This window comes from Sphingomonas sp. LHG3443-2, from assembly GCF_049896405.1.
GTDB lineage: Bacteria > Pseudomonadota > Alphaproteobacteria > Sphingomonadales > Sphingomonadaceae > Sphingomicrobium.
Genome location: NZ_JAFCUG010000001.1, coordinates 2,003,597 through 2,029,035, shown reverse-complemented (window position 1 = coordinate 2,029,035; position 25,439 = coordinate 2,003,597). Strand labels below are relative to the sequence as shown.

Annotated in this window: 26 protein-coding genes; 14 read left to right on the top strand and 12 right to left on the bottom strand. The window is 66.0% G+C overall.

The genetic code is table 11. The features are described 5' to 3' along the window. Positions 1-40: 40 nt before the first annotated feature. From dnaE to proS, 5 genes are all read right to left on the bottom strand, one after another. The gene (dnaE, locus tag ACP69Z_RS10160) at positions 41-3,481 is read right to left on the bottom strand and encodes a DNA polymerase III subunit alpha (RefSeq protein ID WP_426267373.1); all 3,441 of its coding nucleotides are present in this window, start codon (positions 3,479-3,481) and stop codon (positions 41-43) included. A gap of 80 nt (positions 3,482-3,561) precedes the next feature. After that, positions 3,562-4,779 carry a lysozyme inhibitor LprI family protein gene (locus tag ACP69Z_RS10155; protein ID WP_426267372.1) on the bottom strand — a complete coding sequence of 406 codons (1,218 nt, stop codon included), beginning with the start codon at positions 4,777-4,779 and terminating at the stop codon, positions 3,562-3,564. Positions 4,780-4,794: 15 nt separating this feature from the next. Beyond that, positions 4,795-5,490, bottom strand: a complete 696-nt coding sequence (locus ACP69Z_RS10150; RefSeq protein WP_426267371.1) for an ABC transporter ATP-binding protein — start codon at positions 5,488-5,490, stop codon at positions 4,795-4,797. After that, the gene (locus ACP69Z_RS10145) at positions 5,483-6,739 is read right to left on the bottom strand and encodes a lipoprotein-releasing ABC transporter permease subunit (RefSeq protein WP_426267370.1); all 1,257 of its coding nucleotides are present in this window, start codon (positions 6,737-6,739) and stop codon (positions 5,483-5,485) included. Before ACP69Z_RS10145 ends, ACP69Z_RS10150 begins: the two co-directional genes overlap by 8 nt. Beyond that, positions 6,736-8,058 (bottom strand): proline--tRNA ligase, encoded by a 1,323-nt coding sequence (gene proS / locus ACP69Z_RS10140; protein ID WP_426267369.1) that lies wholly within the window; start codon positions 8,056-8,058, stop codon positions 6,736-6,738. The genes ACP69Z_RS10145 and proS overlap by 4 nt, the downstream gene beginning before the upstream one ends. A 373-nt stretch (positions 8,059-8,431) precedes the next feature. Between proS and ACP69Z_RS10135 the strand changes: the two genes are divergently transcribed. The 9 genes from ACP69Z_RS10135 to ACP69Z_RS10095 all read left to right on the top strand — a co-directional run bounded on the left by ACP69Z_RS10135 (position 8,432) and on the right by ACP69Z_RS10095 (position 15,611). Further along, positions 8,432-8,776 carry a YerC/YecD family TrpR-related protein gene (locus ACP69Z_RS10135; RefSeq protein WP_426267368.1) on the top strand — a complete coding sequence of 115 codons (345 nt, stop codon included), beginning with the start codon at positions 8,432-8,434 and terminating at the stop codon, positions 8,774-8,776. Next, the gene (hisG, locus tag ACP69Z_RS10130) at positions 8,766-9,656 is read left to right on the top strand and encodes an ATP phosphoribosyltransferase (RefSeq protein WP_426267367.1); all 891 of its coding nucleotides are present in this window, start codon (positions 8,766-8,768) and stop codon (positions 9,654-9,656) included. Before ACP69Z_RS10135 ends, hisG begins: the two co-directional genes overlap by 11 nt. Further along, positions 9,653-10,936, top strand: a complete 1,284-nt coding sequence (gene hisD / locus ACP69Z_RS10125; protein WP_426267366.1) for a histidinol dehydrogenase — start codon at positions 9,653-9,655, stop codon at positions 10,934-10,936. Before hisG ends, hisD begins: the two co-directional genes overlap by 4 nt. After that, the gene (gene hisB / locus ACP69Z_RS10120) at positions 10,933-12,585 is read left to right on the top strand and encodes an imidazoleglycerol-phosphate dehydratase HisB (protein ID WP_426267365.1); all 1,653 of its coding nucleotides are present in this window, start codon (positions 10,933-10,935) and stop codon (positions 12,583-12,585) included. Before hisD ends, hisB begins: the two co-directional genes overlap by 4 nt. Then, positions 12,582-13,166: an imidazole glycerol phosphate synthase subunit HisH gene (hisH, locus tag ACP69Z_RS10115; RefSeq protein WP_426267364.1), complete on the top strand. Its 585-nt coding sequence runs from the start codon at positions 12,582-12,584 to the stop codon at positions 13,164-13,166. The genes hisB and hisH overlap by 4 nt, the downstream gene beginning before the upstream one ends. Next, positions 13,163-13,876 carry a HisA/HisF-related TIM barrel protein gene (locus ACP69Z_RS10110; RefSeq protein ID WP_426267363.1) on the top strand — a complete coding sequence of 238 codons (714 nt, stop codon included), beginning with the start codon at positions 13,163-13,165 and terminating at the stop codon, positions 13,874-13,876. The genes hisH and ACP69Z_RS10110 overlap by 4 nt, the downstream gene beginning before the upstream one ends. Beyond that, positions 13,863-14,630, top strand: a complete 768-nt coding sequence (hisF, locus tag ACP69Z_RS10105) for an imidazole glycerol phosphate synthase subunit HisF (RefSeq protein ID WP_426267362.1) — start codon at positions 13,863-13,865, stop codon at positions 14,628-14,630. The genes ACP69Z_RS10110 and hisF overlap by 14 nt, the downstream gene beginning before the upstream one ends. Beyond that, positions 14,627-15,247 carry a bifunctional phosphoribosyl-AMP cyclohydrolase/phosphoribosyl-ATP diphosphatase HisIE gene (hisIE, locus tag ACP69Z_RS10100; protein ID WP_426267361.1) on the top strand — a complete coding sequence of 207 codons (621 nt, stop codon included), beginning with the start codon at positions 14,627-14,629 and terminating at the stop codon, positions 15,245-15,247. The genes hisF and hisIE overlap by 4 nt, the downstream gene beginning before the upstream one ends. A 139-nt stretch (positions 15,248-15,386) precedes the next feature. Beyond that, the gene (locus ACP69Z_RS10095) at positions 15,387-15,611 is read left to right on the top strand and encodes a hypothetical protein (RefSeq protein ID WP_426267360.1); all 225 of its coding nucleotides are present in this window, start codon (positions 15,387-15,389) and stop codon (positions 15,609-15,611) included. On the opposite strand, the gene ACP69Z_RS10090 is transcribed toward ACP69Z_RS10095, so the two are convergent. Next, entirely contained in the window at positions 15,565-16,338 is a 774-nt protein-coding gene (locus tag ACP69Z_RS10090) for a CDP-alcohol phosphatidyltransferase family protein (protein ID WP_426267359.1), read from the bottom strand. The two genes, ACP69Z_RS10095 and ACP69Z_RS10090, sit on opposite strands and share 47 nt — an antisense overlap. Next, entirely contained in the window at positions 16,335-17,072 is a 738-nt protein-coding gene (locus tag ACP69Z_RS10085) for a phosphatidylserine decarboxylase (protein WP_426267358.1), read from the bottom strand. The genes ACP69Z_RS10090 and ACP69Z_RS10085 overlap by 4 nt, the downstream gene beginning before the upstream one ends. Positions 17,073-17,159: 87 nt before the next feature. Here ACP69Z_RS10085 and ACP69Z_RS10080 point away from each other — a divergent pair, with 87 nt between their 5' ends. The 3 genes from ACP69Z_RS10080 to ACP69Z_RS10070 are packed head-to-tail and all read left to right on the top strand — an operon-like array spanning position 17,160 to position 19,262. Beyond that, the gene (locus tag ACP69Z_RS10080) at positions 17,160-18,377 is read left to right on the top strand and encodes an NADP-dependent isocitrate dehydrogenase (protein ID WP_426267357.1); all 1,218 of its coding nucleotides are present in this window, start codon (positions 17,160-17,162) and stop codon (positions 18,375-18,377) included. 4 nt (positions 18,378-18,381) lie between these two features. Continuing rightward, a complete protein-coding gene (locus ACP69Z_RS10075; RefSeq protein WP_426267356.1) occupies positions 18,382-18,798 on the top strand; it encodes a secondary thiamine-phosphate synthase enzyme YjbQ in 417 nt (138 codons plus the stop codon). After that, positions 18,795-19,262, top strand: a complete 468-nt coding sequence (locus ACP69Z_RS10070; protein WP_426267355.1) for a YbaK/EbsC family protein — start codon at positions 18,795-18,797, stop codon at positions 19,260-19,262. The genes ACP69Z_RS10075 and ACP69Z_RS10070 overlap by 4 nt, the downstream gene beginning before the upstream one ends. On the opposite strand, the gene ACP69Z_RS10065 is transcribed toward ACP69Z_RS10070, so the two are convergent. Genes ACP69Z_RS10065 through ACP69Z_RS10055 form a run of 3 tightly spaced genes read right to left on the bottom strand, consistent with a single transcriptional unit; the run spans position 19,263 to position 20,907 of the window. Next, entirely contained in the window at positions 19,263-19,628 is a 366-nt protein-coding gene (locus ACP69Z_RS10065; RefSeq protein ID WP_426267354.1) for a PH domain-containing protein, read from the bottom strand. It lies immediately after the preceding gene. After that, positions 19,628-20,752: an NAD(P) transhydrogenase subunit alpha gene (locus tag ACP69Z_RS10060; protein WP_426267353.1), complete on the bottom strand. Its 1,125-nt coding sequence runs from the start codon at positions 20,750-20,752 to the stop codon at positions 19,628-19,630. The genes ACP69Z_RS10065 and ACP69Z_RS10060 overlap by 1 nt, the downstream gene beginning before the upstream one ends. Before the next feature lie 5 nt (positions 20,753-20,757). Next, positions 20,758-20,907 carry a hypothetical protein gene (locus tag ACP69Z_RS10055; RefSeq protein ID WP_338504320.1) on the bottom strand — a complete coding sequence of 50 codons (150 nt, stop codon included), beginning with the start codon at positions 20,905-20,907 and terminating at the stop codon, positions 20,758-20,760. 127 nt (positions 20,908-21,034) lie between these two features. Between ACP69Z_RS10055 and ACP69Z_RS10050 the strand changes: the two genes are divergently transcribed. Continuing rightward, a complete protein-coding gene (locus ACP69Z_RS10050) occupies positions 21,035-22,471 on the top strand; it encodes a sigma-54-dependent transcriptional regulator (RefSeq protein ID WP_426267352.1) in 1,437 nt (478 codons plus the stop codon). 20 nt (positions 22,472-22,491) lie between these two features. Continuing rightward, positions 22,492-23,247, top strand: coding sequence for a phosphodiester glycosidase family protein (locus tag ACP69Z_RS10045; RefSeq protein WP_426267351.1), 756 nt, complete (start codon positions 22,492-22,494; stop codon positions 23,245-23,247). Here ACP69Z_RS10045 and folP read toward each other — a convergent pair. Both folP and ACP69Z_RS10035 read right to left on the bottom strand, forming a co-directional pair. Next, positions 23,244-24,314 carry a dihydropteroate synthase gene (gene folP, locus ACP69Z_RS10040; RefSeq protein ID WP_426267350.1) on the bottom strand — a complete coding sequence of 357 codons (1,071 nt, stop codon included), beginning with the start codon at positions 24,312-24,314 and terminating at the stop codon, positions 23,244-23,246. The genes ACP69Z_RS10045 and folP overlap by 4 nt on opposite strands. Before the next feature lie 5 nt (positions 24,315-24,319). Further along, entirely contained in the window at positions 24,320-25,438 is a 1,119-nt protein-coding gene (locus ACP69Z_RS10035) for a site-specific DNA-methyltransferase (RefSeq protein ID WP_426268084.1), read from the bottom strand. Position 25,439 lies beyond the last annotated feature (1 nt).

The window sequence follows — 25,439 nt, the reverse complement described above, 5'->3', positions numbered from 1 at the left end:
CTCGGAAGGCCCCGGCAGCGATGCCGGGGCTTTTTTCGTATCAGCCAACCAAGCGCAATTGTTCGGCCGCAGCGAGGGTGACGCCGCCTTCGCCGACGAAGCGTTCAAGCCTGGCACCGAGCTCGGCATCGACGGCGAAGCGTCCGGGCAGAAGCAATTGCGCCGTCCGCCCGTCGCTGACCGGCACCACCAGCCGCACGATGCCGCTTCCTGTGGCCAGGTTCTTGAACTCGGCTAGGATCGCCGGAATGGCCTTGTCGTCCGGGCAGCGCACCGTCAGCTCGACCCGGCTTCGACGGGCCAGCTCGTCCAGCGGCTGGAAGCGCTTGATGGTGACCCGCGGCTGTTCCTCGCCAGGGCGCCGGTCGAGTTCGACGGTGAGGAGGCCACATTGGCCCGCCTTGGCGGCCGCTTCGACCGCCGCGGCCGCCTCGTCATCGAACACGGTGGCGTCGAACTGGCCGCCGCTGTCGCTGAAGCGGGCCATCATGAAGCGCCGCCCCTTCTGCGAGGTGCGCCAGCGCGCTTCTTCGACGAGGCCCGCCATGGTGGCCGCCCCGCGCCCATCGGCGGGAATGTTGACGGCACCAAGCTCGGTGGACTGCCGCACCTTGTGCGCGGCGAGCAAATGCTTGTGGTGGTCGACTGGATGCGCCGAGAAGTAAAAGCCGAAAGCGTCGCGCTCAGCCGCCATACGCTCGGCCAGGGTCCAGCGCGCATCGCGCGGTAGGCGGATCGGCACCACCTCGGCTGGGCCGTCGCTGCCGCCGCCGAACAGGCCGCCCTGCCCGCTGGTCTTCTCCTGGTGCGCGCTGGCGGCGTGGGCGAGGATCGTCTCCGCTCCGGCGTGCACCGCGGCGCGGTCCGGATTGAGGCTGTCGAGTGCGCCGGCGGAAGCGAGGCTTTCGAGCTGGCGGCGGTTTAGGATCCGCGGATCGATCCGCGCGGCAAAATCTTCGAGGCTGGCAAACGGCTGCTTCAGCCGCTCGGCGACCAGTTCCTCCATCGCTTTCTCGCCGACGCCCTTGAGCGCGCCAAGCGCATAGCGGACGCCGCCATCCTGCACATCAAACGCGGCCTCGCTGGCGTTGACGTCAGGCGGGAGCAGGGTCTGGCCCATGCGGCGCAGGTCGTCGACGAACAGACAGAGCTTGTCCGTCTGGTGGATGTCGTAGCTCATCGACGCGGCGTAGAATTCCGCCGGATGATGCGCCTTCAGCCAAGCGGTGTGATAGGCAACAAGCGCGTAGGCGGCAGCGTGGCTCTTGTTGAAGCCGTAGCCGGCGAACTTGTCGATCAAGTCGAACAGCTCATTGGCTTTGGCTGGCTTGATGTTCTGCCGTCCGCAGCCGTCGACAAAGCGCTCGCGCTGCGCATCCATCTCGGCCTTGATCTTCTTGCCCATCGCTCGGCGGAGAAGATCTGCTTCGCCAAGGCTGTAGCCGGCCAGCACCTGCGCGGCCTGCATCACCTGTTCCTGGTAGACGAAGATGCCATAGGTTTCCTTGAGCACATCTTCGAGCAGGGCGTGCGGATACTGGATTTCCTGTCGGCCGTTCTTGCGGTCGCCGAACAGCGGGATGTTGTCCATCGGGCCCGGGCGGTAGAGCGATACAAGCGCGATGATGTCGCCGAAGTTGGTCGGCCGAACCGCTGCCAGCGTCCGCCGCATGCCTTCGGATTCGAGCTGGAACACGCCCACCGTGTCACCGCGCTGGAGGAGTTCGTAGACCGCCGGATCGTCCCACTTGAGCTCGGCGTAATCGACCTCGACCCCGCGCTTCTTGAGGAGACGCTGACCTTCCTTCAGCACCGACAGGGTCTTGAGGCCAAGGAAGTCGAACTTCACGAGACCAGCACCCTCGACATATTTCATGTCGAACTGGGTGACTGGCATGTCCGAGCGTGGATCGCGGTGGAGCGGAACCAACTCCTGCAGCGGACGGTCACCGATCACCACGCCGGCGGCGTGGGTGGAGCTGTGGCGTGGCAGCCCTTCGAGCTTCATCGCTAAGTCGAATAACCGCTTTACCTGCGGTTCGTTCTTCACTTCTGCAGCCAACTCACTGACGCCGTTCAAGGAACGCTCCAGCGTCCACGGATCGGTCGGGTGGTTGGGAACGAGCTTCGCCAGCCGGTCGACATGGCCGTAGCTCATTTGCAGCACCCGGCCCGTGTCCTTGAGCACGGCGCGGGCCTTGAGGCGTCCGAAGGTGATGATCTGCGCCACCTTGTCCCGGCCGTACTTGCCCTGGACGTAGCGGATGACCTTGTCTCGGTGCGTTTCGCAGAAGTCGATGTCGAAGTCGGGCATCGACACGCGTTCGGGGTTGAGGAAGCGCTCGAACAGCAGCCCTAGCTCGATGGGGTCAAGGTCGGTGATGAGCAGCGCCCATGCCACTGCCGAGCCTGCACCCGAGCCGCGGCCAGGGCCAACCGGGATGTCGTTGTTCTTGGCCCACTGGATGAAGTCGGCGACGATCAGGAAGTAGCCGGCGAACCCCATGCGGACGATGACGTCGAGTTCGAAGTCCAATCGTTCGCGGTAGGTGGGCTTCAGCTCTTCGGCATATGTCTCGATCCGCTTTTCGAGGCCGGCGTGGGCAGCGGCGCGGAGCGCCTCGTCTTCGTCGTCGCCCATGCGCGGCAGGATCGGGCGGCGCTTGGGAGCGGAGACAGCGCAGCGGCGAGCCACCACCAGAGTATTGGCAAGCGCTTCTGGAAGGTCCTCGAATAGCGCCGTCATCTCGGCCTCGCCCTTCAGCCAGGCATGTTCGCTGGAACGTGGTCGTTCGGCCTCGTCAACGTAGGCACTGTTGGCGATGCAGAGCATGGCGTCGTGCGCGGCGTGAAAATGCGGCTCGGCATAGAGCGCGGGATTGGTCGCAACCAAGGGCAGGGCAAGGTCGTAGGCAAGGTCGAGCAGCGCGCCTTCTGCCGCTTCTTCGGCAGCATCGCCACGGCGGCTGATTTCGACGTAGAGACGGTCCGGGAACAAGGCTGCAAGCTTCTCCAGCGCCGAACGTGCCTTGCTTGCCTGACCGTCGGCAAGCAGCCGGACGATAGCCCCCTCTCCGCCTGCCGTGAGTGCGATCAGCCCTTCTGCATGGGACTCGAGATCGGCCATCGTGACGTGCGGGGTCAGATGATCGGGGCGCTCCATATGCGCCTTGCTGACCAATCCGCAGAGGTTGTCGTAACCCGCCTCGTTCTTGGCAAGCAGCGCCAGCCAGTCGATCGTTTCCTTGGCCCCGCCCCATTCGGCCGGGCGAGCGACGCCAAGAGTCGCGCCGATGATCGGCTGCACTCCAGCATCCATCGCTGCGTCGCTGAACGCCATTGCCGCGTAGAGCCCGTTGCGGTCGGTCAGCGCCAACGCCGGAAAGCCGCGCTTGGCAGCCGTCTTGGCCAGCACCTTGGGCTCGATCGCGCCTTCGAGCATCGAGAAGGAAGACAGGACGCGAAGGGGTACGAAAGCCATGAGGGAGGTCTAAAGATGGGACCTCCGCAAGGGAAGCGGAAGAGCCCGACTTATCCCCAACATCGTCGCTTGGCCGGCCGCTACTCGCCCCGCCAGCGACCGTCCGAGATGTCGCGAATTTCGCTGATCCGGCCGCGGTAGGCGTCCGCCACGCATGCGTCGCTCCGGCAGCGGTCACGGAAGCCCAGGAAGCGCGTGCGGGTGCGTTCCAGCAGCGCACGAGCTTCCGGGTCGGCGGCGCGATAGGCAGTGCCGTAGAAGGTAGCCATTTGCCGGTCCAAGGCGGCAAGTTCCGAACTGTTGCAGACCGCGATCTCCCCGCGGGTGCTGGCCCGCGCGCAGTTGAAGCTCGGGCGGGCACTTGCGCTTGGCGGCACGGCAGGCGGCGGTGGGGACTGGTCCGGAGCTACAGCGGGCGGGCGCGGCGCTTCTGGCGGTGCCGGGTTAGCAGGCGCGGTCGGTGGAACGATCGCGCCTGGGGCTGTCGGCTCGGGCACAGGCTGGGTGTCGTTGGTGGTGCCCACCGCACCAGTTCGGGCGAGCGTCGCTAGCGGCACGACAATGCCTTCCGCTCCGCTCAGCGTCACGACGTCGCCGCTTCGGTCGGCGGCGGGCTGAAGATTGTAGCCGATACTGGCGGTGAGGGAGCGACGTCCGCCGACCACTTGCACGCCGGGAGGCAGGTCCAGCGCGACGTCAGCCTGGCAGCTGACCCGCTCCAGCCCGGCGTCCTGCTCGCGCAGGACGGGCTTGGTGACGCGGAGGGCCGAGTAGCCGGACAGCTGGTCGAACGCGGCCTGGTCGGAGCCGCGCGTCGTGGCCGCCTGACGGAACAGTTCGCGCTTGATGAGGTCGTAGGTGGCGGGTGCGGCGCAGCGCGCTTCGGGATCGGCTACTGCGGCAGTCTGCTCAGCCTCGCCCTCGGCGTCGTTGCTGAGCGCGTCGGAGCCCGGTCCCGAACGGGTCAGTGACAGCCCGAACAAGATGGCACCAAGCAGCAGCAATCCGCCGAGGATCAGCATCCAGCGGTTGGGTCCGCTTCGCCGGGGTCCAGGGCCGGCTGGCGGCGGTGCGCGGCCACGATCAAACGGGTCGCTGTTCTCGTAGCGCGGGTCGGGGCGCCCGCCATAGGGGGGATCGCCGCGATCATCGATTCGCCTGTCACGTTGGTCGTAACGCGGATCGAGGCGGCCGCCGCGCGGATCAGCGCCCTTGTCCCTTCGCTCATCCGCAAAGCGCGGATCGAAGCCGCCCGGTGGCGGCGGATTGTTGCGGTCGAAAGGAGGGCGCTGAACCATGGCGGCTGCAACGCTTCAGTCGGGCTTTGGTCCCAGTCCTTCCAGCCGCCCTTCGTGCAAGCGGACCACTCGGTCCATCCGGCGGGCAAGGCGCTCGTTGTGCGTGGCGACGAGCGCCGCGCTGCCTTCCTCACGGACGAGGTTGAGAAACTCCGCCAGCACCACGTCGGCGGTATGCTCGTCGAGATTGCCGGTCGGCTCATCGGCGAGGACGAGAGGCGGCCGATTGGCGAGCGCACGGGCGACCGCCACGCGCTGCTGCTCGCCGCCGCTAAGCTTTGCCGGACGGTGGCTGAGGCGATGGCCGAGGCCGAGCGCCGTCAGCAGCGCCACGGCCCGCTCATTCGAAGGCTCGGGTTCGGCGCCGCGAATGAGCTGCGGCAGCGTCACGTTTTCGATTGCCGTGAAGTCGGGCAGCAGGTGGTGGAACTGGTAGACGAAGCCGAGCGCCTCACGGCGCAGGTCGGTGCGGCCATCGGTGTCGAGCGCTTCGGCCTGCCGGCCGTTGATGCGGATTGAGCCTTCGAACCCGCCTTCGAGCAGGCCGACGGCTTGAAGCAGCGTCGACTTGCCCGAGCCGGAAGGACCGAGCAGCGCGACGATCTCGCCCGGCTGCACTGCCAGGTCGACGCCGTTCAGCACGGTGATAGTGACGTCGCCTTGCGTGAAGGAGCGCTTGAGGCCCCGTGTTTCGAGAACCGCTTCACTCATAACGCAACACCTGCACCGGATCCGTGCTCGCCGCCTTCCACGCCGGGTAGAGCGTGGAGAGGAAGCTCAGGACAAAGGCGGTGACGACGATCACCGTCACCTCGACCGGATCGGTCTTGCTCGGCAATTCGCTGAGGAAACGCACGCTCGGATCCCACAGGTTCTGGCCGGTGATCCACTGGATGGCGTCGACGATCGGCTGGCGGAAGAACAGGAACAGCGCGCCAAGCAAGAGCCCGAACAGGATGCCCAGCGAGCCGATTGTCGTGCCGACGGTGACGAAGACTTTCATCATGCCTTTTCGGCTCGCGCCCATGGTGCGGAGGATGGCGATGTCGCGGGTCTTGGCGCGGACCAGCATGATCAGGCTCGACAGGATGTTGAACACCGCCACCAGGATAATCAGCGAAAGGACCACGAACATCGCCACGCGCTCGACCTCGAGCGCTTCGAAGATGGCGGCGTTCATGCTGCGCCAGTCGATCGCGGCGCCCCTGCCCTGCACGAGTTGGCTCAACGCGCCCATCTGATCCTGGATCTTGTCGGGATCAGTGACCTTGACCTCAACCATCCCGACCGCATCGCCCAGCATCAGCAAGGTCTGCGCATCTTCCATCGGCATGATCACGAACGCATTGTCATAATCGTAGACGCCGACCTCGAAGGTGGCAGCCACTGTGTAGCTGACGATCCGGGGCACGGTGCCGACGGGCGTCGAGCGGCCTTCGGGGCTGATCAGGCTGATCTCGCCGCCCGGGAAGGTGCCGAGCTGCTGAGCGAGGCGGGTGCCGATGGCGACGCAGTTGCAGCCGGGCGTAAGATTGCCGAGGCTGCCGCTCTTAACGCCGCCGGTCAGCACCGGGTTGGTGCGAATGTCCTGCACCCGCATTCCGCGGACCAGCACGCCTTCGACCCGGCCGTTAGAGCTCGCCATCAACGGCTGCTCGATGAGGGGCAAGGCCGACGTAACGCCGGGCACCTTCAAGGCGCCGGCCGCGACCCCCTGCCAACCTTCCAGCCGGCCATCATAGCCCTGCAGGATGGCGTGGCCGTTGAGCCCGGCCGTCTTCTCGAACAGTTCGGCGCGGAAGCCGTTCATCACGCTCATCACGATGATCAGCGCCGCAACGCCGAGCGCAACGGCGGCGAGGCTGATCATCGAAACGAGGAAGATGAAGCGCTCACCTTCGCCCTTGCCAGGGAGAAGATAACGCTTGGCAATGATCCGCTCGTAGCGGGAAAGGATCATGCGGTGAGCCTCGTAAGCGCGCTTTCGATGCTGATATCTTCCTTATTGCCGGTGCGGCGGTCCTTAAGCTCGACCGTTCCGGCGGCAAGCCCACGCGGGCCGATGATGATCTGCTTGGGCAAGCCCATCAGGTCCATGCCCGCAAGCTTCGCCCCGCCCCGCTCATCCCGGTCGTCGTAGAGGGTCTCCACCCCTGCGGCCGTGAGCTTGTCATAGAGGTCATTGGCGGCGGCCTGCGACGCCGCATCATCGCCGCGCATGGTGATGATACCGACCTGCCACGGCGCCACCGCATCGGGCCAGATGATGCCGTTGTCGTCGTGACTCGCTTCGATGATCGCACCAACCAGGCGGCTGACGCCAACGCCGTAGCTGCCCATGTGTGGGCTGACGGTGGAGCCGTCCGGCCCGGATACCTTGAGCCCCATCGCATCGCTATACTTGGTGCCGAAGTAGAAGATGTGCCCAACCTCGATCCCGCGCCCGGTCCGGCGGGTGGCTTCGGGAAGCTCGGCCCATTTTGCCTCGTCGTGGGTCTCGTCGGTGGCGGCGTAGGTTGTGTTGACGCGATCGAACAGGCCTTTCAGCCCCGCCTCATCGGCATAGTTGAGGTCCGCCTGGCTCCAGTCGAACTGGTCGTAGGCCGCGCCGTAGAACACTTCGCTTTCGCCGGTGGGCGCAAGCACGATGAACTCGTGACTGAGGTCGCCGCCAATCGGGCCGTTTGCCGCGCGCATGGGGACGGCCTGGATGCCCATCCGCTGGAAGGTGCGAAGATAGGCCAGCATCTGCTTGTAATAGCTGAGACGCGCCCCCGCTTCGTCAAGGTCGAAGCTGTAAGCGTCCTTCATCAGGAATTCGCGGCCGCGCATCACGCCGAAGCGCGGGCGAACCTCGTCGCGGAACTTCCATTGGATGTGGTAAAGCGTCCGCGGAAGCTCGCGGTAGGAGCGGGTTTCGGCTGCGAACAGGGAGGTGATCATCTCCTCGTTGGTGGGACCGTAGAGGATCTCACGGTCGTGGCGGTCGCGAATGCGCAGCATCTCGGGCCCGTAGGCGTCGTAACGTCCGCTCTGCCGCCAAAGGTCGGCCGACTGAAGCGTCGGCATGAGCAGCTCGATGGCGCCGGCCCTGTCCTGCTCTTCGCGGACGATCTGCTCTATCTTGTTCAGGACCCGCAGCCCAAGCGGCAACCAGGCGTAGATTCCGGCAGCGGTCTGGCGGACGAGGCCGGCGCGCAGCATCAGCTTGTGGCTGACGATCTGGGCATCCGCGGGGCTCTCCTTGAGGACGGGCAAAAAGGCTTGTGAAAGGCGCATGGCATGGCTCCTAGAGGGGCCAAGATGAACAGGCAATCACACCAGCACTGTTGCTCGGCCATCACACATCATGTGCGATTTCGGCACGCTTGAAGTTAAGCTGATGACAACACGCACAAAACGGGGCACCACTCGCCTCGTTCCAAGCCGCGGCGCCTCCTCTGCCGCGAATGGTCCAAGGGGGCTGGCGAGCAATCGTCACGCGAAGGCGCCCGGGTTGCCGCAAGGTGGCCCGGGCGTTTTGCTGTCTGGGCGATCCCGGCGCCCACCGGACCTGCACACCACTGCCACGTCAGAACCCGCATGCAGCCAAAGAGCCGCTGGCGGTTGACTATGCTTGTCGGCACTCCTAGCTACGTTCCAGCGTAATAGCATGATGGAACAAGAAGTGCCTGCTCCTACCCCGACCCGCGACAGCGCAATGCTCACCGACGAGCTGTGCCGCGCACTGTTGACGCCCGCTTCCGCAGACGACATGGCGCGCCTGCTGACCGACCTCTGCACCCCGCAGGAGATCCGGGCCCTTGCCGAGCGCTGGCACGTTGCCCGGCTGCTCGACGGAACCGACCTCTCCTACCGCGACATTCACGACGCCACCGGCGTGTCCACCACCACCATCGTCCGCATCGCCCGCTTCCTTCGGCAGGAGCCGCATCAAGGCTACCGCACCGCGATCGATGCCCTTGCCGCTAGCGAAAGCCTCTCCGATGCTGATTGACGACGACCGGCTGCACATCGCCATTCAGAAGAATGGCCGGCTGAGCGACATCAGCCGTGACCTGCTCAAGGGCGCGGGCCTGCGCTTGCAGAACGGCCGCAATGCTCTGACCGCCCGGGTCGAGAATTTTGCTGCCGACGTCATGTTCGTGCGCGACGACGACATTCCGACCTTTGTCGCCGACGGCGTGTGCGAGTTCGGGATTGTCGGCGGCAACGTGTTGGAAGAGTTTCGCCTATCCTCGTCTGAGCCGGCGGTGGAAATCGTCGCCGAACTCGGCACCGCACGATGCTCGCTGAAGCTTGCCGCACCGGAAGCCGCACCCTGGGACGGGCCGCAAAGCCTCGCTGGACAGCGTATCGCGACGTCCTATCCGCGCATCGTCGAGCGCTGGCTGACCGACCAGGGCATCACAGCAAGCGTGGTCAAGATGAACGGCGCGGTGGAGCTTGCCCCGCGGCTCAAGATCGCACCGTTCATCTGCGATCTCGTCTCCACCGGAGCAACGCTCGAAGCCAATGGCCTGCGGGCCGTCGCCGACGTGTTCGACAGCGAAGCGGTGCTGATCCGCACCACGCGGCCCGTCCCATCGGGTCGCGAAGAGCTCGGTGCCGCCCTGCTCAGCCGCATCCAGGGCGTGCTGCAAACCAAAGACGCCAAATACATCCTCCTCAATGCCGCGTCCGAAGCGCTCCCTGCGATCACCCGGATCCTGCCGGGCGCTGACGCTCCGACGATCATCCCGCTGCACGGGCGCCCGGGTCATTTCGCCGTCCACGCCGTGGCTCGCGAATCGGTGTTCTGGGAAACGCTGGAACAATTGAAGGGCGCGGGCGCGTCGGCGATCCTGGTTCTTCCCATCGAGAAGATGATGCTGTGACCCCGCTCAACTGGTCCGATCTCGACGGCAGCGGGCGAGCAGCCGCGCTTGCCCGGCCGCCGGCCCGCCGCTCACCGGAACTGGTCGCCGGCGTGTCGGCGATCCTTGACGACGTGCGTAGCGGCGGGTGGGACGCCTTGTGGCGGATCGCTACCCGCATCGACGGGCAGGTGCCGGACGAGGTTGCCGTCGCACCAATCTCCGCAGCCGCCCGCAAATCCCTCCCTGCCGACGCGATCACGGCGATGGAGCTCGCCGCCGCCAACATCCGCCGCTTCCATGAAGCGAGCCGGCCAACCGACACGCGGGTCGAGACGATGCCGGGACTCCTTGTGGAGAAAGCCTGGCGCCCGCTCGACCGCGTCGGCCTCTATGTTCCAGGCGGGGCGACCCCCCTCTTCTCGACCCTGCTGATGCTCGCCCTTCCCGCTCTCGCCGCCGGCGTCCGCGAGATCGTGGTCGTCACGCCCCCGACGGCTGGAGGCCTGGACCCTGCCATTGCGCTGGCAGCCGAGCTGTGCGGCATCGACAGCATCTGGACAGTTGGCGGCGCGCAGGCGATCGCCGCGCTGGCTTTTGGTGCTGGCGGCATACCCGCGTGCCCCAAGATTTGCGGCCCTGGAAACGCCTGGGTTGCGGAAGCCAAGACACAGGTCAGCGCGCTTTCCGGTGGTCCCGCGATCGACATGCCGGCGGGCCCTTCGGAACTGATGGTCATTGCCGACCGCAGCGCATCGCCGGCGACGGTGGCCGCGGACCTCCTCAGCCAGGCGGAGCATGACGCTTCGGCCCAAGTGCTGCTGGTCACCGAGTGCGAGGAATTCAGGTCAGCAGTCACTGCCGAGGTGCAGAGGCAGGTTGCCGACCTACCCCGCGCCGACCTTGCCCGCCGCTCGCTTGAGCATGGCCGCGCCATCCTTGTCCGCAATCTTGCGGACGCCGCTGCCGTGGCCAATGCCTATGCGCCCGAACACCTGTGCCTTGCGGTTGCCGATCCCGAGCCTTTGGTCCGCGCGATCAACAACGCAGGCGCCATCTTCGCTGGTCATGCGGCGGCCGAGAGCTTCGGTGATTATCTGGCCGGCTCCAGCCACGTTCTCCCCACCGACGGCGCGGCCCGGGCATGGAGCGGGATCACCGTGCACAGCTTCATGAAGGCGATCAGCATTCAGCGCGTATCCCCGGAAGCCGGCCGGGCCCTTGCTGCCCCCGCTGCGGCGCTGGCCCGCCTGGAAGCGCTCGAAGCCCATGCCCGCGCCGCCGAAGCGAGGGCGGCATGAACCTTGCCCGCCGCCTCGCCCGGCCCGCGATCCTCGCGCTGGAGCCTTTCGACCTCGGTAACCGTGAGGTCAGTTCCGATGCCATTCTGCTCGACGCCAACGAGAGCCCGTTTGGGCCCTTGTCGGGCGGCAACCTCGCCGCAGGCGTGAACCGCTACCCCGAGCCACAGCCGCAGCGCCTACGTGCCGCCATGGCGTCACTCTACGGAGTCGCGCCCGAGCACTTCCTGGTCACCCGTGGTGGCGACGATGCGATCGACCTCCTCTGCCGCACCTTCCTGCGCGGAGCCGAAGACAAGGTGGCGGTGACGAGCCCCAGCTTCTCCGCTTACGCCCACTTCGCGCGGGCGCAGGGGGCGGGCGTGGTCGATATCCCGCTGACAGCGACGTTCGACCTTGATCCGGATGTCGTGATCAAGCGAGTGAAGGGCGAGCCGCACACCAAGCTCCTGTTCCTCTGCACGCCCAACAACCCGACCGGCAACGCGGTCGATCCGGTCGCCATCCTGCGCCTCGCGGACGCGCTGCCGGATGTCATGATCCTCGCTGATGAGGCCTATCTCGAGTTCAGCGACACGCCGAGCCTTGTCGCGGAAGCCGTCGCGCGGCCGAACCTTCTGGTGCTGAAGACCTTGTCCAAGGCCTTTGCCCTTGCCGGGGCACGAGTCGGCGGCCTGGTTGGCCCAGCCGATACGCTGGAGATCGTCGCTCGCGCGTTGCCGCCCTACCCTTTGCCAACCCCGTCGATCGCCGCCGCACTCGACGCACTGCAGCCGGCGCGGCGTGCGGTGCACCGGGAGCGGATCGCGCAACTGCTTGCCGAGCGTGAGCGGATCGCGCCCTTGCTCCGCCAGTCGCCTTACGTTCGCAAGGTCTATCCGAGCGCCGGCAACTTCCTGTTCCTGGAGACAGAGGACACCGACCGTTTGGCCGCCCGGCTCTCCGCCGAGGGCATTCGCGTCCGTTATCGTCCCAAAGCGGCTCCCGGCGGCATCCGGCTGACCGTCGGCACCCCAGCCGAAAATGACGCCGCCCTTGCCGCGTTTGGCGTGGTCGTCGAGCGAAGCGCCCGACGAACGGCAGAAATCGCCCGCGACACCAAGGAAACGCGCATTGCGCTTGCCGTCGATCTCGACCGCGCCGAGCCGCGACAGATCGCGACAGGAATTCCTTATTACGATCACATGCTCGACCAAGTGGCGGCGCATGGCGGTTTCAGCCTGGTGCTGAGCTGCGAGGGCGACCTCGAGATCGATCCCCACCATAGCATTGAGGATGTGGCGATCGCGCTCGGTCAAGGACTAAAAGCCGCACTCGGCGACAAGCGGGGCATCGGCCGCTTCGGCTTTGCGCTGCCGATGGATGAGACCAGCGCACAGGTGCTGATCGATCTTAGCGGCCGGCCTTTCTGCCGGTTCGAGGGCGAGTTCGCCGCCACCCACGTCGGCGACTTTCCCACCGAAATGACCCCGCACGTCTTCCGCAGCCTCGCCGACAGCCTCGGCGCTGCCATCCACGTCAAAGTGGCCGGCGAAAACGACCACCACAAGGTCGAAGCCTGCTTCAAGGCGTTTGGAAGAGCGCTGCGCCAGGCTCTTGCTATTGAAGGCAAAAGCGAGGCCTTGCCAAGCACCAAGGGAATGCTGTGACCAGCGTCACCCTGGTCGATCTCGGCTACGGCAATCTCGGTTCGATCGAGACCGCGCTTCGCCGCCTCGGGACAGAGGTGCAGCGGACAAGCACGCCGGAGGGCATTGCAAGTGCCGAGCGTCTTTTCGTGCCCGGTGTCGGCGCGGCCGGGTTCGCAATGGAGCGGATGAACGCGCTGGGGCTAGCCGATGCGCTGCGCGGCTTCGCCGGACCTGCGCTTGGCATCTGCCTTGGCATGCACCTGCTGTTCGAGCGCAGCGAGGAAGGCGACGTGCCCATGCTCGGCCTGCTGCCCGGCAACGTGCGCAAGCTCACCCCCACCCCAAAATTCACGGTACCGCACATGGGCTGGAGCCGGCTTGAGGTCACGTCCGAGACATGCGGAGTAAGTTCTGGCGATTACGTCTATTTCGCGCACAGCTTCGCCGCTCCGGATGGCATTGGTACCATTGCACGGGCGCATCATGGCGTCACTGTTCCTGCCGTCGTCCGGTCGGGCAATTGGACCGGCGCGCAATTCCACCCCGAACGCTCCGGCCCCACTGGCGCCCGCTTTCTTCAGGCTTGGCTGGCATCATGATTATCTATCCCGCGATGGACCTTATCGCCGGCCGCGTCGTGCGGCTCAGGCAAGGGCGGTTCGACGAGGTCACCTTCTACGACCCTGCGCCAGCAGACGCGCTGCGTTCTTTCGCCGAGGATGGCGCCGACTGGGCGCATGTGGTCGACCTTGACGGAGCAAAGGCCGGCGCGCCTGCTCAGCACGAGCTCCTCAAGACACTTGCGGCTGCCTCACCCCTGAAACTGCAGGTCGCCGGCGGCGTCCGTTCGGCCGAACATGTCGCGGCGCTGCTTGATGCTGGCGCGTCACGGGTAGTGGTCGGCAGCCTTGCCGTACGCAATCCCGCGGCCACGACCGCCCTACTCGAACGCTTTGGCCCCGAGCACATCACCCTTAGCCTCGACGTACGGGTCGAAGGCGAGCCGATGGTCGCAACGCATGGCTGGCAGGAGGATAGCGGCCTGACCTTGTGGGACGTTGCGGCTCGTTATCCTTCCGCCAGGCACCTCCTCCTGACCGACATCGGGCGCGATGGCATGCTGGACGGGCCCAATCACGCGCTCCTTGCCGAAGCGGTGGAGCGCCTCACGCATCTCGAGATTCAGGCCAGCGGCGGCGTGACGTCGCTCGAGGATCTGGCGCAGCTCACCACTGCGGGCGCGATCCTTGGCCGGGCGATGTGGGAAGGACGGCTCCAGCTGGCGGAGGCGCTGCATGCCCGCCGCTAGGATCATCCCCTGCCTCGACGTCGCCAATGGCCGCGTCGTCAAAGGCGTGCGTTTTCGCGATCACCGCGACATCGGCGACATTGTCGAGCATGCGTTGCGGTATTCGGCCGAAGGCGCGGACGAATTGGTCTTTTACGAGATCAAGGCCAGTGCAGAGGGGCGCAGCGTTGATCTGGGCTGGGTGCGCGACATTGCTGACGTCATCGACATCCCCTTCTGCGTCGCGGGCGGCATTCGTGACCGCGATACGGCCGCCGCGGTGCTCGACGCCGGCGCCGACAAGGTGTCGATCAACTCGCCCGCGCTTGAGACTCCGTCGCTGATCACCGACCTTGCCAAGGATTTCGGCAGCCAGTGCATCGTCGTGGGGATCGACAGCTTGGGCGACGCAAGCGGAACGTATCGGGTAAAGCAATATACCGGCGACGCGGCTTCGACACGCGATAGCGGCCGGTTGACGGTCGACTGGGCGCGCGAAGCGGCGGAGCGGGGCGCAGGCGAGATCGTGCTAAATGCCATGGCCGAGGATGGGGTGCGTGCAGGCTATGACCTGCCGCATGCCCGCGCAGTCATGGACGTGGTCAGCGTGCCCCTGATCGTCAGCGGCGGCGCTGGTCAGCCCGCGCATTTTCGCGACGCATTCCGCGCCGGCGCAAGCGGCGCGTTGGCAGCGACGATGTTCCACGACCGTGTGATCGACATCGGCGAGCTCAAGGCGTGGCTCGACAGCGAAGGCGTGGAGGTTCGGCGATGACCGACGAAAATCTGGATGTAGGCGGTCTTGCCTGGGACAAGATGGACGGCCTGTTGCCCGCCGTGGTGCAGGATGCAGCAACCGATCAGGTGCTGATGCTCGGCTACATGAATCGGGAAGCGCTGGACGCAACGCTGGCAACTGGCCTCGTGACGTTCTTCAGCCGGTCGAAGAAGCGGCTCTGGCGCAAGGGAGAGAGCAGCGGCAACGTGCTTCGGCTCGTTGCGATCGCTGCCGATTGTGATGGCGACGCCTTGATTGTCCGCGCTCACCCTGCGGGGCCGACCTGTCACCTTGGCACCGATAGCTGCTTTGGCGAGTTGCTTGGCGGCGGCGGGTGGTTGGGAACGCTGGAACGCATCATCGCCGCCCGAGCTGAGGCTGATCCGGAGCAAAGCTATACCGCGCGTCTGCTTACCAACGGGCCGGCGAACGCTGCGCAGAAGGTTGGCGAGGAAGGCGTCGAAGTGGCTCTGGCTGCGGTCAGCCGCGACTCGCAGGGATTGACCGAGGAAGCGGCCGACCTCCTGTTTCACCTCCTCGTGGTCTTGCATGCACGGGAGGTCTCCCTCGCCGACGTGATCGGTGTTCTACAAGCGCGTCATATAGGCCGATGAGAACGGAGCAAGAACAAATATATTGACACGAAGCGAACGAAGAGAGAACACTGGCTCAGAAGCAAGGTTTTCCGGTTCGTCTTGGAACGAAATGAATCGGTCTCCGTTGCGCTACCCAAGAACAAGGGAAGAACGTGCCATGCTGGTTCTCACTGTACTCGCTTTCACTGCCGTTCTGGGCCTCGGCCTGCTTACCCTTGGTGAGACGATTGCCAGCAATCTCCACAAGATCGCGCCTGCACTTCGCGGCCATTCGCTGCTGTCCGAACCGGTGCTGGTCACCCGTCCGGTGACGGTCCGCGTATCGACCCGCCGCGTCAGCCAGCCGGTGTCGGCACGGCCTCAGCTGCGCGCCGCCGCTTGACCCGGCCGTAGCTGAGAAGGCTGAACGGCACGCTCGCTAGATAGGCGAACGACACCACGAGCAGGGTGATCCACGGCTCGTTGATCAGCGCCGCGGCAAGCAACGCGACCGCTCCGAGCCCGACGATCCGCCAGCTTCGGCGGATACGGATCGAGGTCCAGCTGAAGGTCGGAATTGCCGAGATCATCAGCACCGCGATGAACAGGGTCCACGGCATCACCAGCTGCCAGCTGCGGAACAGGTCGTTGCCCGTAATCAGCCACAGATAGATGGGGGCAAAAGCGAGCCCTGCCCCAACCGGGGCGGGAACCCCGGTGTTGAAGCCGGCGGACTTGTGCGGCTGAACGTCGGCATCGATCCGGGCGTTGAAGCGGGCCAGGCGAAGCGCGCAGCTGACAGCAAGGGCGAGCGCGACGGTCCACCCGAACTTGGGCGCACTGTCGAGCGAGAATTGGAACAGGATCAGCGCCGGCGCGGTACCAAAGCCGATGTTGTCGCACAGCGAATCGAGTTCAGCGCCGAACTTGCTGTTGGCCTTGAGCAGCCGCGCGATATTGCCGTCGAGGCCGTCGAGCACACCCGCGACGACGATCGCGATCATCGCCTTTTCCCAATCCTCGTTGAAGGCATAGCGGATCGCGGTCAGGCCGGCGCACAGCGCCAGCACCGTCACGGAATTGGGAATAAAGGCGCGCAGCGGCAGCCCGCGACCCTCGGCAGGCTTCACTGGCTGGTTCCGTTCAGAAGCGGATCCTCGCCCAACACGGCGATGATCGTCTCTCCGGCGATCGCCCGCTGACCGAGCAGCAGGCGCGAGCCGGTGCCGGCGGGAAGATAGACGTCGACCCGGCTGCCAAAGCGGATGAGACCGATCCGCTCACCGCTGGAAACGCGCTGCCCTTCCTTGACGAAGCTCAGGATGCGGCGTGCGACGAGGCCGGCGATCTGGGTGAAGCCGATCTTCACGCCGCCATCGCCCTCGACGACGAAGTGCTGCCGCTCGTTATCCTCGCTCGCCTTGTCGAGATCGGCATTGAGGAACTTGCCCGGGACATAGGCGATGCGGCGGATGACGCCGGGGATCGGGGTCCGGTTGATGTGAACGTCGAACACGCTCATGAACACCGAAACGCGGGTGAACTCCCCCTCACCCAGCTCGCCGCGCAGCTCCGGCGGTGCGGGAACGCGAACGATCATCGTGACAAGCCCGTCGGCCGGCGAGACGACCAGCTTGGGATCGGAGGGCGTCGTCCGCACCGGATCGCGGAAGAACGCCGCCACCCAGATGGTAACGCCGACCATCAGCCAGCCGAGCAGTTCGGCGAACTCGCTTTCCAGGATCAGCAGGAAGAAGGCGATCGCACCGGCGATGACGGCGAACTTTCGCCCTTCCGGATGCACCGAGGGGAACCGCCACTTGACCGCGGTCAGCTGGCTGTCGGGATTGTCGATATGCGCCATGCCACCCCTCTAACGAGCCCACGCCCGCGTTGCCAGAGCGGCTCGCCGCCGCTACCTGCGCTCGGCAAATCTAGAGCAGGCAGGCAAATGACCAAGATCAAGGTGAAGAACCCGGTCGTCGAACTCGACGGCGACGAGATGACCCGCATCATCTGGCAGTGGATCCGCGAGCGGCTGATCCTGCCGTACCTCGACATCGATCTTAAGTATTACGACCTTTCGGTCGAGAACCGCGATGCGACGGATGACAAGGTGACGGTCGAGAGCGCCAATGCGATCAAGCAATATGGCGTCGGCGTGAAGTGCGCCACCATCACCCCCGACGAGCAGCGCGTCGAGGAGTTCAGCCTCAAGAAGATGTGGAAGAGCCCCAACGGCACCATCCGCAACATCCTTGGCGGCGTCGTCTTCCGCGAGCCGATCGTGATCAGCAACGTACCCCGCCTGATCCCGGGCTGGACCGATCCTATCGTGGTCGGCCGTCATGCGTTCGGCGACCAGTACAAGGCGACCGATTTCCGCGTGCCGGGCGCCGGCAAGCTCACCATCAAGTTCGAAGGAGTCGACGGCGAGGTCATCGAGCATGAAGTGTTCGAGTTCGAAAGCGCCGGCGTCGCCATGGGCATGTACAATGTCGACGAGAGCATCCGCGACTTTGCCCGCGCCTGCCTGAACTACGGCCTGCAGCGCAGCTGGCCGGTGTATCTCAGCACCAAGAACACCATCCTCAAGGCCTATGACGGTCGCTTCAAGGACATCTTCCAAGAGATCTACGACAGCGAATTCAAGGCGAAGTTCGAGGAAGCCGGCATCGAATATCAGCATCGCCTGATTGACGACATGGTCGCTTCGGCCCTGAAGTGGAGCGGCAAGTTCGTCTGGGCCTGCAAGAATTACGACGGCGACGTCCAGTCGGACCAGGTCGCGCAGGGCTTTGGTTCGCTTGGCCTGATGACCAGCGTCCTGATGACCCCCGACGGCCAGACCGTTGAGGCCGAAGCCGCGCACGGCACCGTCACCCGCCACTACCGCATGCACCAGCAGGGCAAGGCGACCTCGACCAACCCGATCGCCAGCATCTTTGCCTGGACCGGCGGCCTCAAGTTCCGTGGCCGGATCGACGACACCCCCGAGGTCGTGAAGTTCGCCGAAACGCTGGAGCGCGTCTGCGTCGAAACCGTGGAGAGCGGCAAGATGACCAAGGACCTCGCCATCCTGGTCGGTCCGGACCAGCCGTGGATGACCACCGAGCAGTTCTTCGAGGCCGTCGTGCAGAACCTCGACAAGGAAATGCAGGCCGCCTGAGCCAATGCGCCAGGCGTTTGGCACCTTCACCGTCACCGCGCCGCGTCAGGGCCTGCACCTGATCACGGACGCGGTGGCGGCGTGGGTCGCCGACCAGGGGATGAGGGAGGGCCTGCTGACCCTTCTCGTCCGCCACACCTCGGCCTCGCTCCTGATCCAGGAGAATGCGGCGCCGGCCGCCCGCCGCGACCTCGAGCGTTGGCTCGCGAGGATCGCGCCCGAGTCGCGCGACTACGAACATGATGACGAGGGGCCGGACGATATGCCCGCCCACCTCCGCTCGGCGCTGACCGCGGCAACCCTGTCGATCCCTGTCCTGCATGGCCGGATGCGGCTTGGAACGTGGCAGGGCATTTATCTGTGCGAGCATCTCCACCGGCCAAGGCAGCGCGAGATTGCCGTTCATCTGGTGGGTCAATGAGCCTTGAAAGCGTCAAGGTGTGGGTGGCCGAGCACGCGCCCGAACTGGGCTTGATCGAAGCGCACGACAGCACCGCGACGGTCGCGGATGCTGCCGCGACCCTTGGCGTGGAACCGGGCCGGATCGCCAAGACCATTGCGCTTCGGGTCGGCGAACGCACGTTGTTGCTGGTCACCCGCGGTGACGCGCGGCTCGACAACCTCAAGTGCAAGGCGGCGTTCGGCGGGCGCATTCGGATGCTCGACGCTGAGGCGACCCTGGCCGCGACGGGTCATGTCGTTGGCGGCGTCTGTCCGTTCGGGCTGGCGACGCCGCTGCCCGTCTATGCCGACGTCAGCCTGCGCGCGTTCGACACCGTGTTTCCCGCCGCGGGGAGCCGCAACGCATCGCTGGAGATCACGCCGTCGCGGCTGGCCGAGGTCACGCAGGCGACTTGGGTGGATTGCTGCACCCTGCCCGGCTGATCAGCGGCGGAGGATGCCGTGGGCCAGCACCTGCTGGATCATGGTGAGATTACTCCCGCGCCCGATCTTGATCTCCAGCGGCTGCGCCGCGCCCGCCAGCCAGAACACCATATCGGCTTCCAGATCGAAGGTGCCCGCCGTCTCGAGGCTGAAGCGGGTGATCGATCGGTAGGGGATCGACTGGATCGAGACCTTCTTGCCGACCCAGCCCTGAATATTGACCAGGCACAGCCGGCGATCGGTGAGGAAAGCGATGTCGCGCACCGTCTTGAAGGCGATCAGCACTTCCTCGCCGTCGAGGAGCAAGGCAGCGTAGCGACGGGCGATTTCATCCGTATCGACCTCGGTCGCCGAGAACAGGCCCATCAGGCGAGACGCTCGCTGACAATGCTGCCACCTTTGGTCAGACGCACGCCCTTCACGATCTCGTCCTCGTCGGGGAGGGCGGGACGCCCAGCCTCCTTGTCCCAGAAGGCGGACAGGAAGTTGAACAGGTTGCGGGCATAGAGCGCGCTCGAATCGGCAGGGAGCGAGCGGGCAAGGTTGCTGGCGCCGATGATGATCACCCCATGCCGTTCCACGCTCTCCCCCGGAACGCAGCCTTCGACATTGCCGCCGGCGTCGGCGGCGAGGTCAACGATGACGCTGCCGCGGCGCATGGTCGCGACCTGCGCGTCGCTGATGAGACGCGGCGCGGGCTTGCCGGGGATCAGCGCGGTGGTGATGACGATGTCCTGCTTGGCGAGGTGGCTGGAGACGAGCTCGGCCTGCGCCTTGCGATATTCTTCGCTGGTCTCGCCGGCATAGCCACCTTGACCCTCGCCTTCGATCCCGGCGACCCCTTCGACAAAGATCGGCTTGGCGCCGAGGCTCTGGATCTGCTCGCGGGTGGCGGAGCGGACATCGGTGGCGCTGACCTGGGCACCGAGGCGACGGGCGGTGGCGATCGCCTGTAGCCCCGCGACGCCCACGCCCATGATGAAGGCACGGGCCGGGCTGACGGTGCCGGCAGCGGTCATCATCATCGGAAAGGCACGGCCATAAGCCGCGGCGGCGTCAATCACAGCCTTGTAGCCTGCAAGGTTGGACTGCGAGGACAGCACGTCCATTGATTGCGCGCGGGTGATGCGCGGCATCCACTCCATTGCCAACGCTTCGAGCCCGGCACTGCCATAGGCCGCGATCGCTTCGCGCCGACGGAATGGATCGAGAATCCCGACCAGCAGCGCGCCGGGCGCAACGCCGCCGAGTGCGTCGGCTTCGGGGCCGCTGACGCTGAGCACCAGTTCCGCGCCATCCAGCACCTGCGTACGCGGGCCAGTAGTGGCCCCCGCGTCGGCAAAATCCTGGTCGCTGATCCCCGCGTGCCGACCTGCACCTTTCTCCACCGAAACCTTGGCACCAAGCGCGCCGAGCTTCTTCACCGTTTCCGGAATGGCGGCGACGCGGGTTTCGCCCGGCGCCGTTTCGGCGAGGACCGCGACCTTCAAGTCGGTCAGCTCGCCAGCAGGATCATGACGAGGAAGCCGAGGAGCAGCGCGATCACCACGCCCCATTTCAGCAGGGTAATGAGGAGGCTGTAATCTTCCTTGGCACGATTGAAATCGACCGGGCTGTCGGAATTGGACGTGGGTTCGGCGGCCATGATTGCTCCCTTGAAACTGGCTCTTTGGCGAGGGTCATAGCGGCTCGAGGCCCTGCTCCCAAGCCCCCAGTCCGTCACTGTTTCTTTACTGATCCGGATTAGGTTGGTGCACGAGGGAGCTCAAGCCGTGCGCGCCGATACCGTTCGATTCCTGCTGCTGGTCGATGCCGATCCCGCTGAACGACGGCTGGTCGCCGCGACCGCCGCGCGTGCGGGGTGGAACACGCTTGGCAGCCCGTCAGGCGAACAGGTGCAGGAGCTGCTTGGCGGTCCGACCGGGCATGAGATCAGGGCAGTGCTGGTCGGCCGGTGGGACCCTGAAGCTGGCCCGGCACTGGTCCGCGCGCTCCGCGGTGACCGGCCCGGCCTCCCGATCATCGTCCTCGCCGAAGGCGGTTCGGTTGGTCAGGCCGTGGAAGCAATGCGCGCGGGTGCCAGCGACTTCCTGGTCCGTCCGGTCGCGCCCGAGCGACTGCTCGAGGCTCTCGCGGTCAACGCCGATCGTCGCCGCGCCTCGGGCGAGCTTGCGCCGCTGTCGGAAAAGATGGCGCCGAGCCTCGCGCTCGAGGAGCTGGTCGGCGGCGCCCCCGACTTCCGCGCTGCCCTGGCGGTGGCCGCCAAGGCCGCCCGCAGCCGCCTGCCATTGCTGATCGTCGGCGAAGCTGGCTCCGGCAAGGAGACCATTGCCCGCGCAGTGCACGAAGCCAGCCCGCGCAGCCGCGCGTCGTTTGTCGCGCTGGACTGCCGCGCGGTACCGTCCAACATCGTCGATAGCGAGCTGTTCGGCCATGTCGCAGGTGCGTTCCCAGGCGCCTTCGCAGAGCGGGTCGGCAAGCTGGTGGAAGCCGACGGCGGCACCCTGCTGCTCGACGAGATCGGCGATCTTCCCCTCTCGACCCAAGCCGCGCTCGATCGAGTGCTGGCCACCGGCGAGGTTCGGCCGGTTGGCTGCAACGGATCGAATAGCGTCGATGTCCGGCTGATCGCCACCTCGAGCAAGCCACTTCCCGACAATTTCGACGGCGGCCTGGCCGAGCGGCTCGCCGGAACGGTGGTCGCGGTGCCGCCCCTGCGCGATCGGAGCGGTGACATCCCTGCCCTCGCCCGCCACCTCCTGTCACGGCACACGGGCCAGCCGGGGATCCGCCCGCTGTCGATCGCGGAAGACGCGCTGCAGGTGCTGATGCGCTACGGCTGGCCGGGCAACGTCCGCCAGATGTCCAACGTCCTGTTCCGCGCTGCGCTGCAATGCGAAGGATCGGCGCTGACCGCCGACGATTTCCCGCACATCGCGCTGCAGTCCAAGTTCTCCAATCGGGTCGGCGACACGTCGCGGGAGATCGGCGCCACGGCGGCGTCCGCAGCGCTCGCGGGCGGCCAGGGAATCACTTTGTGGCAGGCGGACGGGCATCTCCGCTCGCTGGAAGAGATCGAGGGCGATCTCATCCGACTCGCCATCGGTCATTATCGCGGCAAGATGACCGAAGTCGCGCGCCGTCTCGGGATTGGCCGCTCCACCCTGTATCGAAAGCTGGCCGAGCTCGGCATCGACACCGGCGCCTGATGCCGCCACATGGGCGCACGATGCAAATCGTGTTGCTCCTTGTTCTCCTGCTCGCCGCCTGCAAGCGGCCCGAGCCGGCACCCGACATCCAGGACGCAAGCGCACCCGGGCCGTGCCGATCGCTCATGTTCGAAGGGCAGCGCTTCACGGTCTGCCGTGACCCCGACGCACGGCTGGAGCTGGCGTTGGACGATCAGCGCGGTCGTCCGTTGCGCAGCTTCGTCGCACTGGAGCAGGTGCTTGGCGAGCGCGCCAGCAAGGTCCGCTTTGCGGTCAATGCGGGCATGTTCGATGAGGCTGGGCGGCCGATCGGCCTCGCCATCCAGGACGGCAAAGAAGCACGTCCCCTCAATCGTCGCACCGATGGCGGCGGCAACTTTCGTCTGCAGCCGAACGGCGTGTTCATCGTTCGCCGTGACGGGCGCGCCGTAATCGTCCGCACCGAGGATTATGCGCCCGTGGCCGAGACGCGTTTGGCGACGCAAAGCGGGCTCATGCTAGTGATCGACGGCACGGTGAACCCGCGCTTCGACGCGGATGGGCGTTCGCGTTATGTCCGCAACGGAGTGGGTGTCGATGGCGATGGGGTCGCAGTGCTCGTCATCAGCAACGCGCCCGTCAGCTTCGGCAAGTTCGCGCGGCTGTTTGCCGGACCGCTAGAGTGCCGCAACGCCCTCTACCTCGATGGGGCGGTATCAAGCCTGTGGGATCCCGCGAACGGTCGCATGGACAGCCTCGTCCCGATCGGCCCGATGATCGTTGCGGTGGGTTCCTAGAAACGCGGCGTAAGTGCCTGATCGCGAAGGCCACGCCAGACGCGTAGTGCCTGAACCGTCTCGAACACGTCATGCGCTCGGACGAGGTGCGCGCCTTGTTCCGCCGCTTTCACTGCCAGTGCTACACTGCCGCCCAGCCGGCGGTCGGCGGGCGCTTCATTGTGGAGCGCGCCGATGGTGCGCTTGCGGCTTGCACCGACGAGGAGCGGGCAGCCCAGCGCGTGAATGGCGGCGAGACCGTTCATCAGCTCAAGATTGTGGGCTACGTTCTTGCCGAAGCCGATGCCCGGATCGACGATGATCCGGTCCCGCGCGATGCCGGCATCGACCGCGGCAGCGATCCGGTCTTCCAGCCAGAGAAACACTTCGACCAGCGCGCCGCGTGGATAGGAAGGGGCTTCCTGCATCGTCTCGGGCGATCCCTGGTGATGCATCAGCACGACCGGCACGCCGGCCTTGGCCACCACCTCGGCCGAACGCGGGTCCCAACCCAGCGCCGACACATCGTTGACCAGCGCCGCGCCGGCGCCAAGCGCGGCTTCCATGACGCCCGCCTTGCGCGTGTCGATCGACACCGCCGCCCCGCCGGCCGCCAGGCGCTGAACGAGCGGCACGACCCGCTCGACCTCGTCGCCCTCCCACACCGCTCGTGCCCCGGGACGCGTGCTTTCGCCGCCGACATCGAGGATGGCTGCACCCGCTTCGTTGGCCGCAAAGCCGTCTTCGGGGGTGGCAATCTGTCCGCCATCCGAGAAGCTGTCGGGCGTCGCATTGAGGATCGCCATCACCTGCGGCTGGTCGAGCCGGATGGTTCGCTCGCCCAGCTTCAGCGGCGCGCGCGGCGCAGTGAGCGCAGCCCAGTCCGAAGCCATGGTGGCCGTGTCGAGCCTCGCCTCGAGCCGCTCCACCGGAAGCAGCTCAGTAGTGATCCGGCCGTCATTCCCGACGTGCAGCAGCTCGACGGCGGAAAACCAGCACATGGTGCCGGCGAGGCGCGCGACCTGCCCGTCATAGCCGAACGGCGCATCGACGAAGCCGGTCGGGCGGATAATGGTGCGAAAAGTCATGGGGCTCAGGCGAGTCCCGCCAGATGCTCTTGGCGAAGCGTGTCGATCGGCACCAGCCGGCCCTTTTGCTCGATATGCCAGAAGGTCCAGCCATTGCAGCTCGGCGCCTTGTTGAGCCCGGCGCCGACCTTGTGGATGGAGCCGGCATGCGGCCCGCAACTCAGCGAGCCATCGGCCCGCACAGCGGCTTTCCAGCGGCGCTTGCTGTCCATCAGCACCGTGCCTGGCGGCACCAGTCCGCTTTCGACCAGCAAGCCAAAGGCGACCCGCGGCTGGCTGCGCTTGTCCGGTACGGTCTCCATCGCGCTTTCGTCGAGCGGCAGCGTTGCCGCGATCCGCGCCTGCGCAACCTCGATGTAGTCGGGCTCGCGTTCGATACCGATCCAGTGCCGGCCAAGCCGCTTGGCGACCGCGCCCGTGGTGCCGGTGCCGAAAAACGGATCGAGCACCGTGTCGCCCGGCTGGGTGCAGGCGAGCAGCACCCGGTAGAGCAGGCTCTCCGGCTTTTGCGTCGGATGCGCCTTGTGCCCGTCTCCGCCCTTCAATCGCTCACCGCCCGAGCAGATCGGCAGCACCCAATCGGAGCGCATCTGGAGGTCGTCGTTCAGCGCCTTCATGGCGCGGTAATTGAAGGTGTAGCGGCTGTCCTGCGACTTGGAACACCACAGCAACGTCTCGTGGGCATTGGTGAAGCGGGTGCCGCGGAAGTTCGGCATCGGGTTCGATTTGCGCCACACGATGTCGTTCAGGATCCAGAAGTCGAGATCCTGCAGCGCGGCGCCCACCCGGAAGATGTTGTGGTAGCTGCCGATCACCCAGATCGCGCCATCGTCCTTCAGCAATCGCCTTGCTTCGGTCAGCCAAGCACGGGTGAACTTGTCGTAAGCGGCGAGGCTGTCGAACCGGTCCCAATCATTGTCCACCGCGTCGACGCGTCCGCCTTCGGGTCGGAACAGGTCGCCGCCAAGCTGCAGATTGTAGGGCGGGTCGGCAAAGATCAGGTCGACGCTTGCCGCGGGAAGCGCGCGCATGGCCTCGATGCAGTCGCCTGCAATGATCCGCCCGCTCGGATCGGCGTCGTTCTTGCGGCGGACACGCGGCAGCGCGTCCTGAACGGGCGTCATG

What these genes read in the sequence shown, in the direction of transcription:
- ACP69Z_RS10110 (WP_426267363.1), top strand. Translation starts at nt 13,163, where the DNA reads ATGATTATCTATCCCGCGATGGACCTTATCGCCGGCCGCGTCGTGCGG.
- ACP69Z_RS10035 (WP_426268084.1), bottom strand. Translation starts at nt 25,438, where the DNA reads ATGACGCCCGTTCAGGACGCGCTGCCGCGTGTCCGCCGCAAGAACGAC.
- ACP69Z_RS10055 (WP_338504320.1), bottom strand. Translation starts at nt 20,907, where the DNA reads ATGGCCGCCGAACCCACGTCCAATTCCGACAGCCCGGTCGATTTCAAT.
- ACP69Z_RS10075 (WP_426267356.1), top strand. Translation starts at nt 18,382, where the DNA reads ATGCGCCAGGCGTTTGGCACCTTCACCGTCACCGCGCCGCGTCAGGGC.
- ACP69Z_RS10135 (WP_426267368.1), top strand. Translation starts at nt 8,432, where the DNA reads ATGATGGAACAAGAAGTGCCTGCTCCTACCCCGACCCGCGACAGCGCA.
- hisIE (WP_426267361.1), top strand. Translation starts at nt 14,627, where the DNA reads ATGACCGACGAAAATCTGGATGTAGGCGGTCTTGCCTGGGACAAGATG.
- folP (WP_426267350.1), bottom strand. Translation starts at nt 24,314, where the DNA reads ATGACTTTTCGCACCATTATCCGCCCGACCGGCTTCGTCGATGCGCCG.
- ACP69Z_RS10045 (WP_426267351.1), top strand. Translation starts at nt 22,492, where the DNA reads ATGCAAATCGTGTTGCTCCTTGTTCTCCTGCTCGCCGCCTGCAAGCGG.
- ACP69Z_RS10095 (WP_426267360.1), top strand. Translation starts at nt 15,387, where the DNA reads ATGCTGGTTCTCACTGTACTCGCTTTCACTGCCGTTCTGGGCCTCGGC.
- proS (WP_426267369.1), bottom strand. Translation starts at nt 8,058, where the DNA reads ATGCGCCTTTCACAAGCCTTTTTGCCCGTCCTCAAGGAGAGCCCCGCG.
- hisG (WP_426267367.1), top strand. Translation starts at nt 8,766, where the DNA reads ATGCTGATTGACGACGACCGGCTGCACATCGCCATTCAGAAGAATGGC.
- dnaE (WP_426267373.1), bottom strand. Translation starts at nt 3,481, where the DNA reads ATGGCTTTCGTACCCCTTCGCGTCCTGTCTTCCTTCTCGATGCTCGAA.
- hisF (WP_426267362.1), top strand. Translation starts at nt 13,863, where the DNA reads ATGCCCGCCGCTAGGATCATCCCCTGCCTCGACGTCGCCAATGGCCGC.
- ACP69Z_RS10085 (WP_426267358.1), bottom strand. Translation starts at nt 17,072, where the DNA reads ATGGCGCATATCGACAATCCCGACAGCCAGCTGACCGCGGTCAAGTGG.
- ACP69Z_RS10070 (WP_426267355.1), top strand. Translation starts at nt 18,795, where the DNA reads ATGAGCCTTGAAAGCGTCAAGGTGTGGGTGGCCGAGCACGCGCCCGAA.
- ACP69Z_RS10080 (WP_426267357.1), top strand. Translation starts at nt 17,160, where the DNA reads ATGACCAAGATCAAGGTGAAGAACCCGGTCGTCGAACTCGACGGCGAC.
- ACP69Z_RS10150 (WP_426267371.1), bottom strand. Translation starts at nt 5,490, where the DNA reads ATGAGTGAAGCGGTTCTCGAAACACGGGGCCTCAAGCGCTCCTTCACG.
- ACP69Z_RS10065 (WP_426267354.1), bottom strand. Translation starts at nt 19,628, where the DNA reads ATGGGCCTGTTCTCGGCGACCGAGGTCGATACGGATGAAATCGCCCGT.
- ACP69Z_RS10145 (WP_426267370.1), bottom strand. Translation starts at nt 6,739, where the DNA reads ATGATCCTTTCCCGCTACGAGCGGATCATTGCCAAGCGTTATCTTCTC.
- hisB (WP_426267365.1), top strand. Translation starts at nt 10,933, where the DNA reads ATGAACCTTGCCCGCCGCCTCGCCCGGCCCGCGATCCTCGCGCTGGAG.
- ACP69Z_RS10155 (WP_426267372.1), bottom strand. Translation starts at nt 4,779, where the DNA reads ATGGTTCAGCGCCCTCCTTTCGACCGCAACAATCCGCCGCCACCGGGC.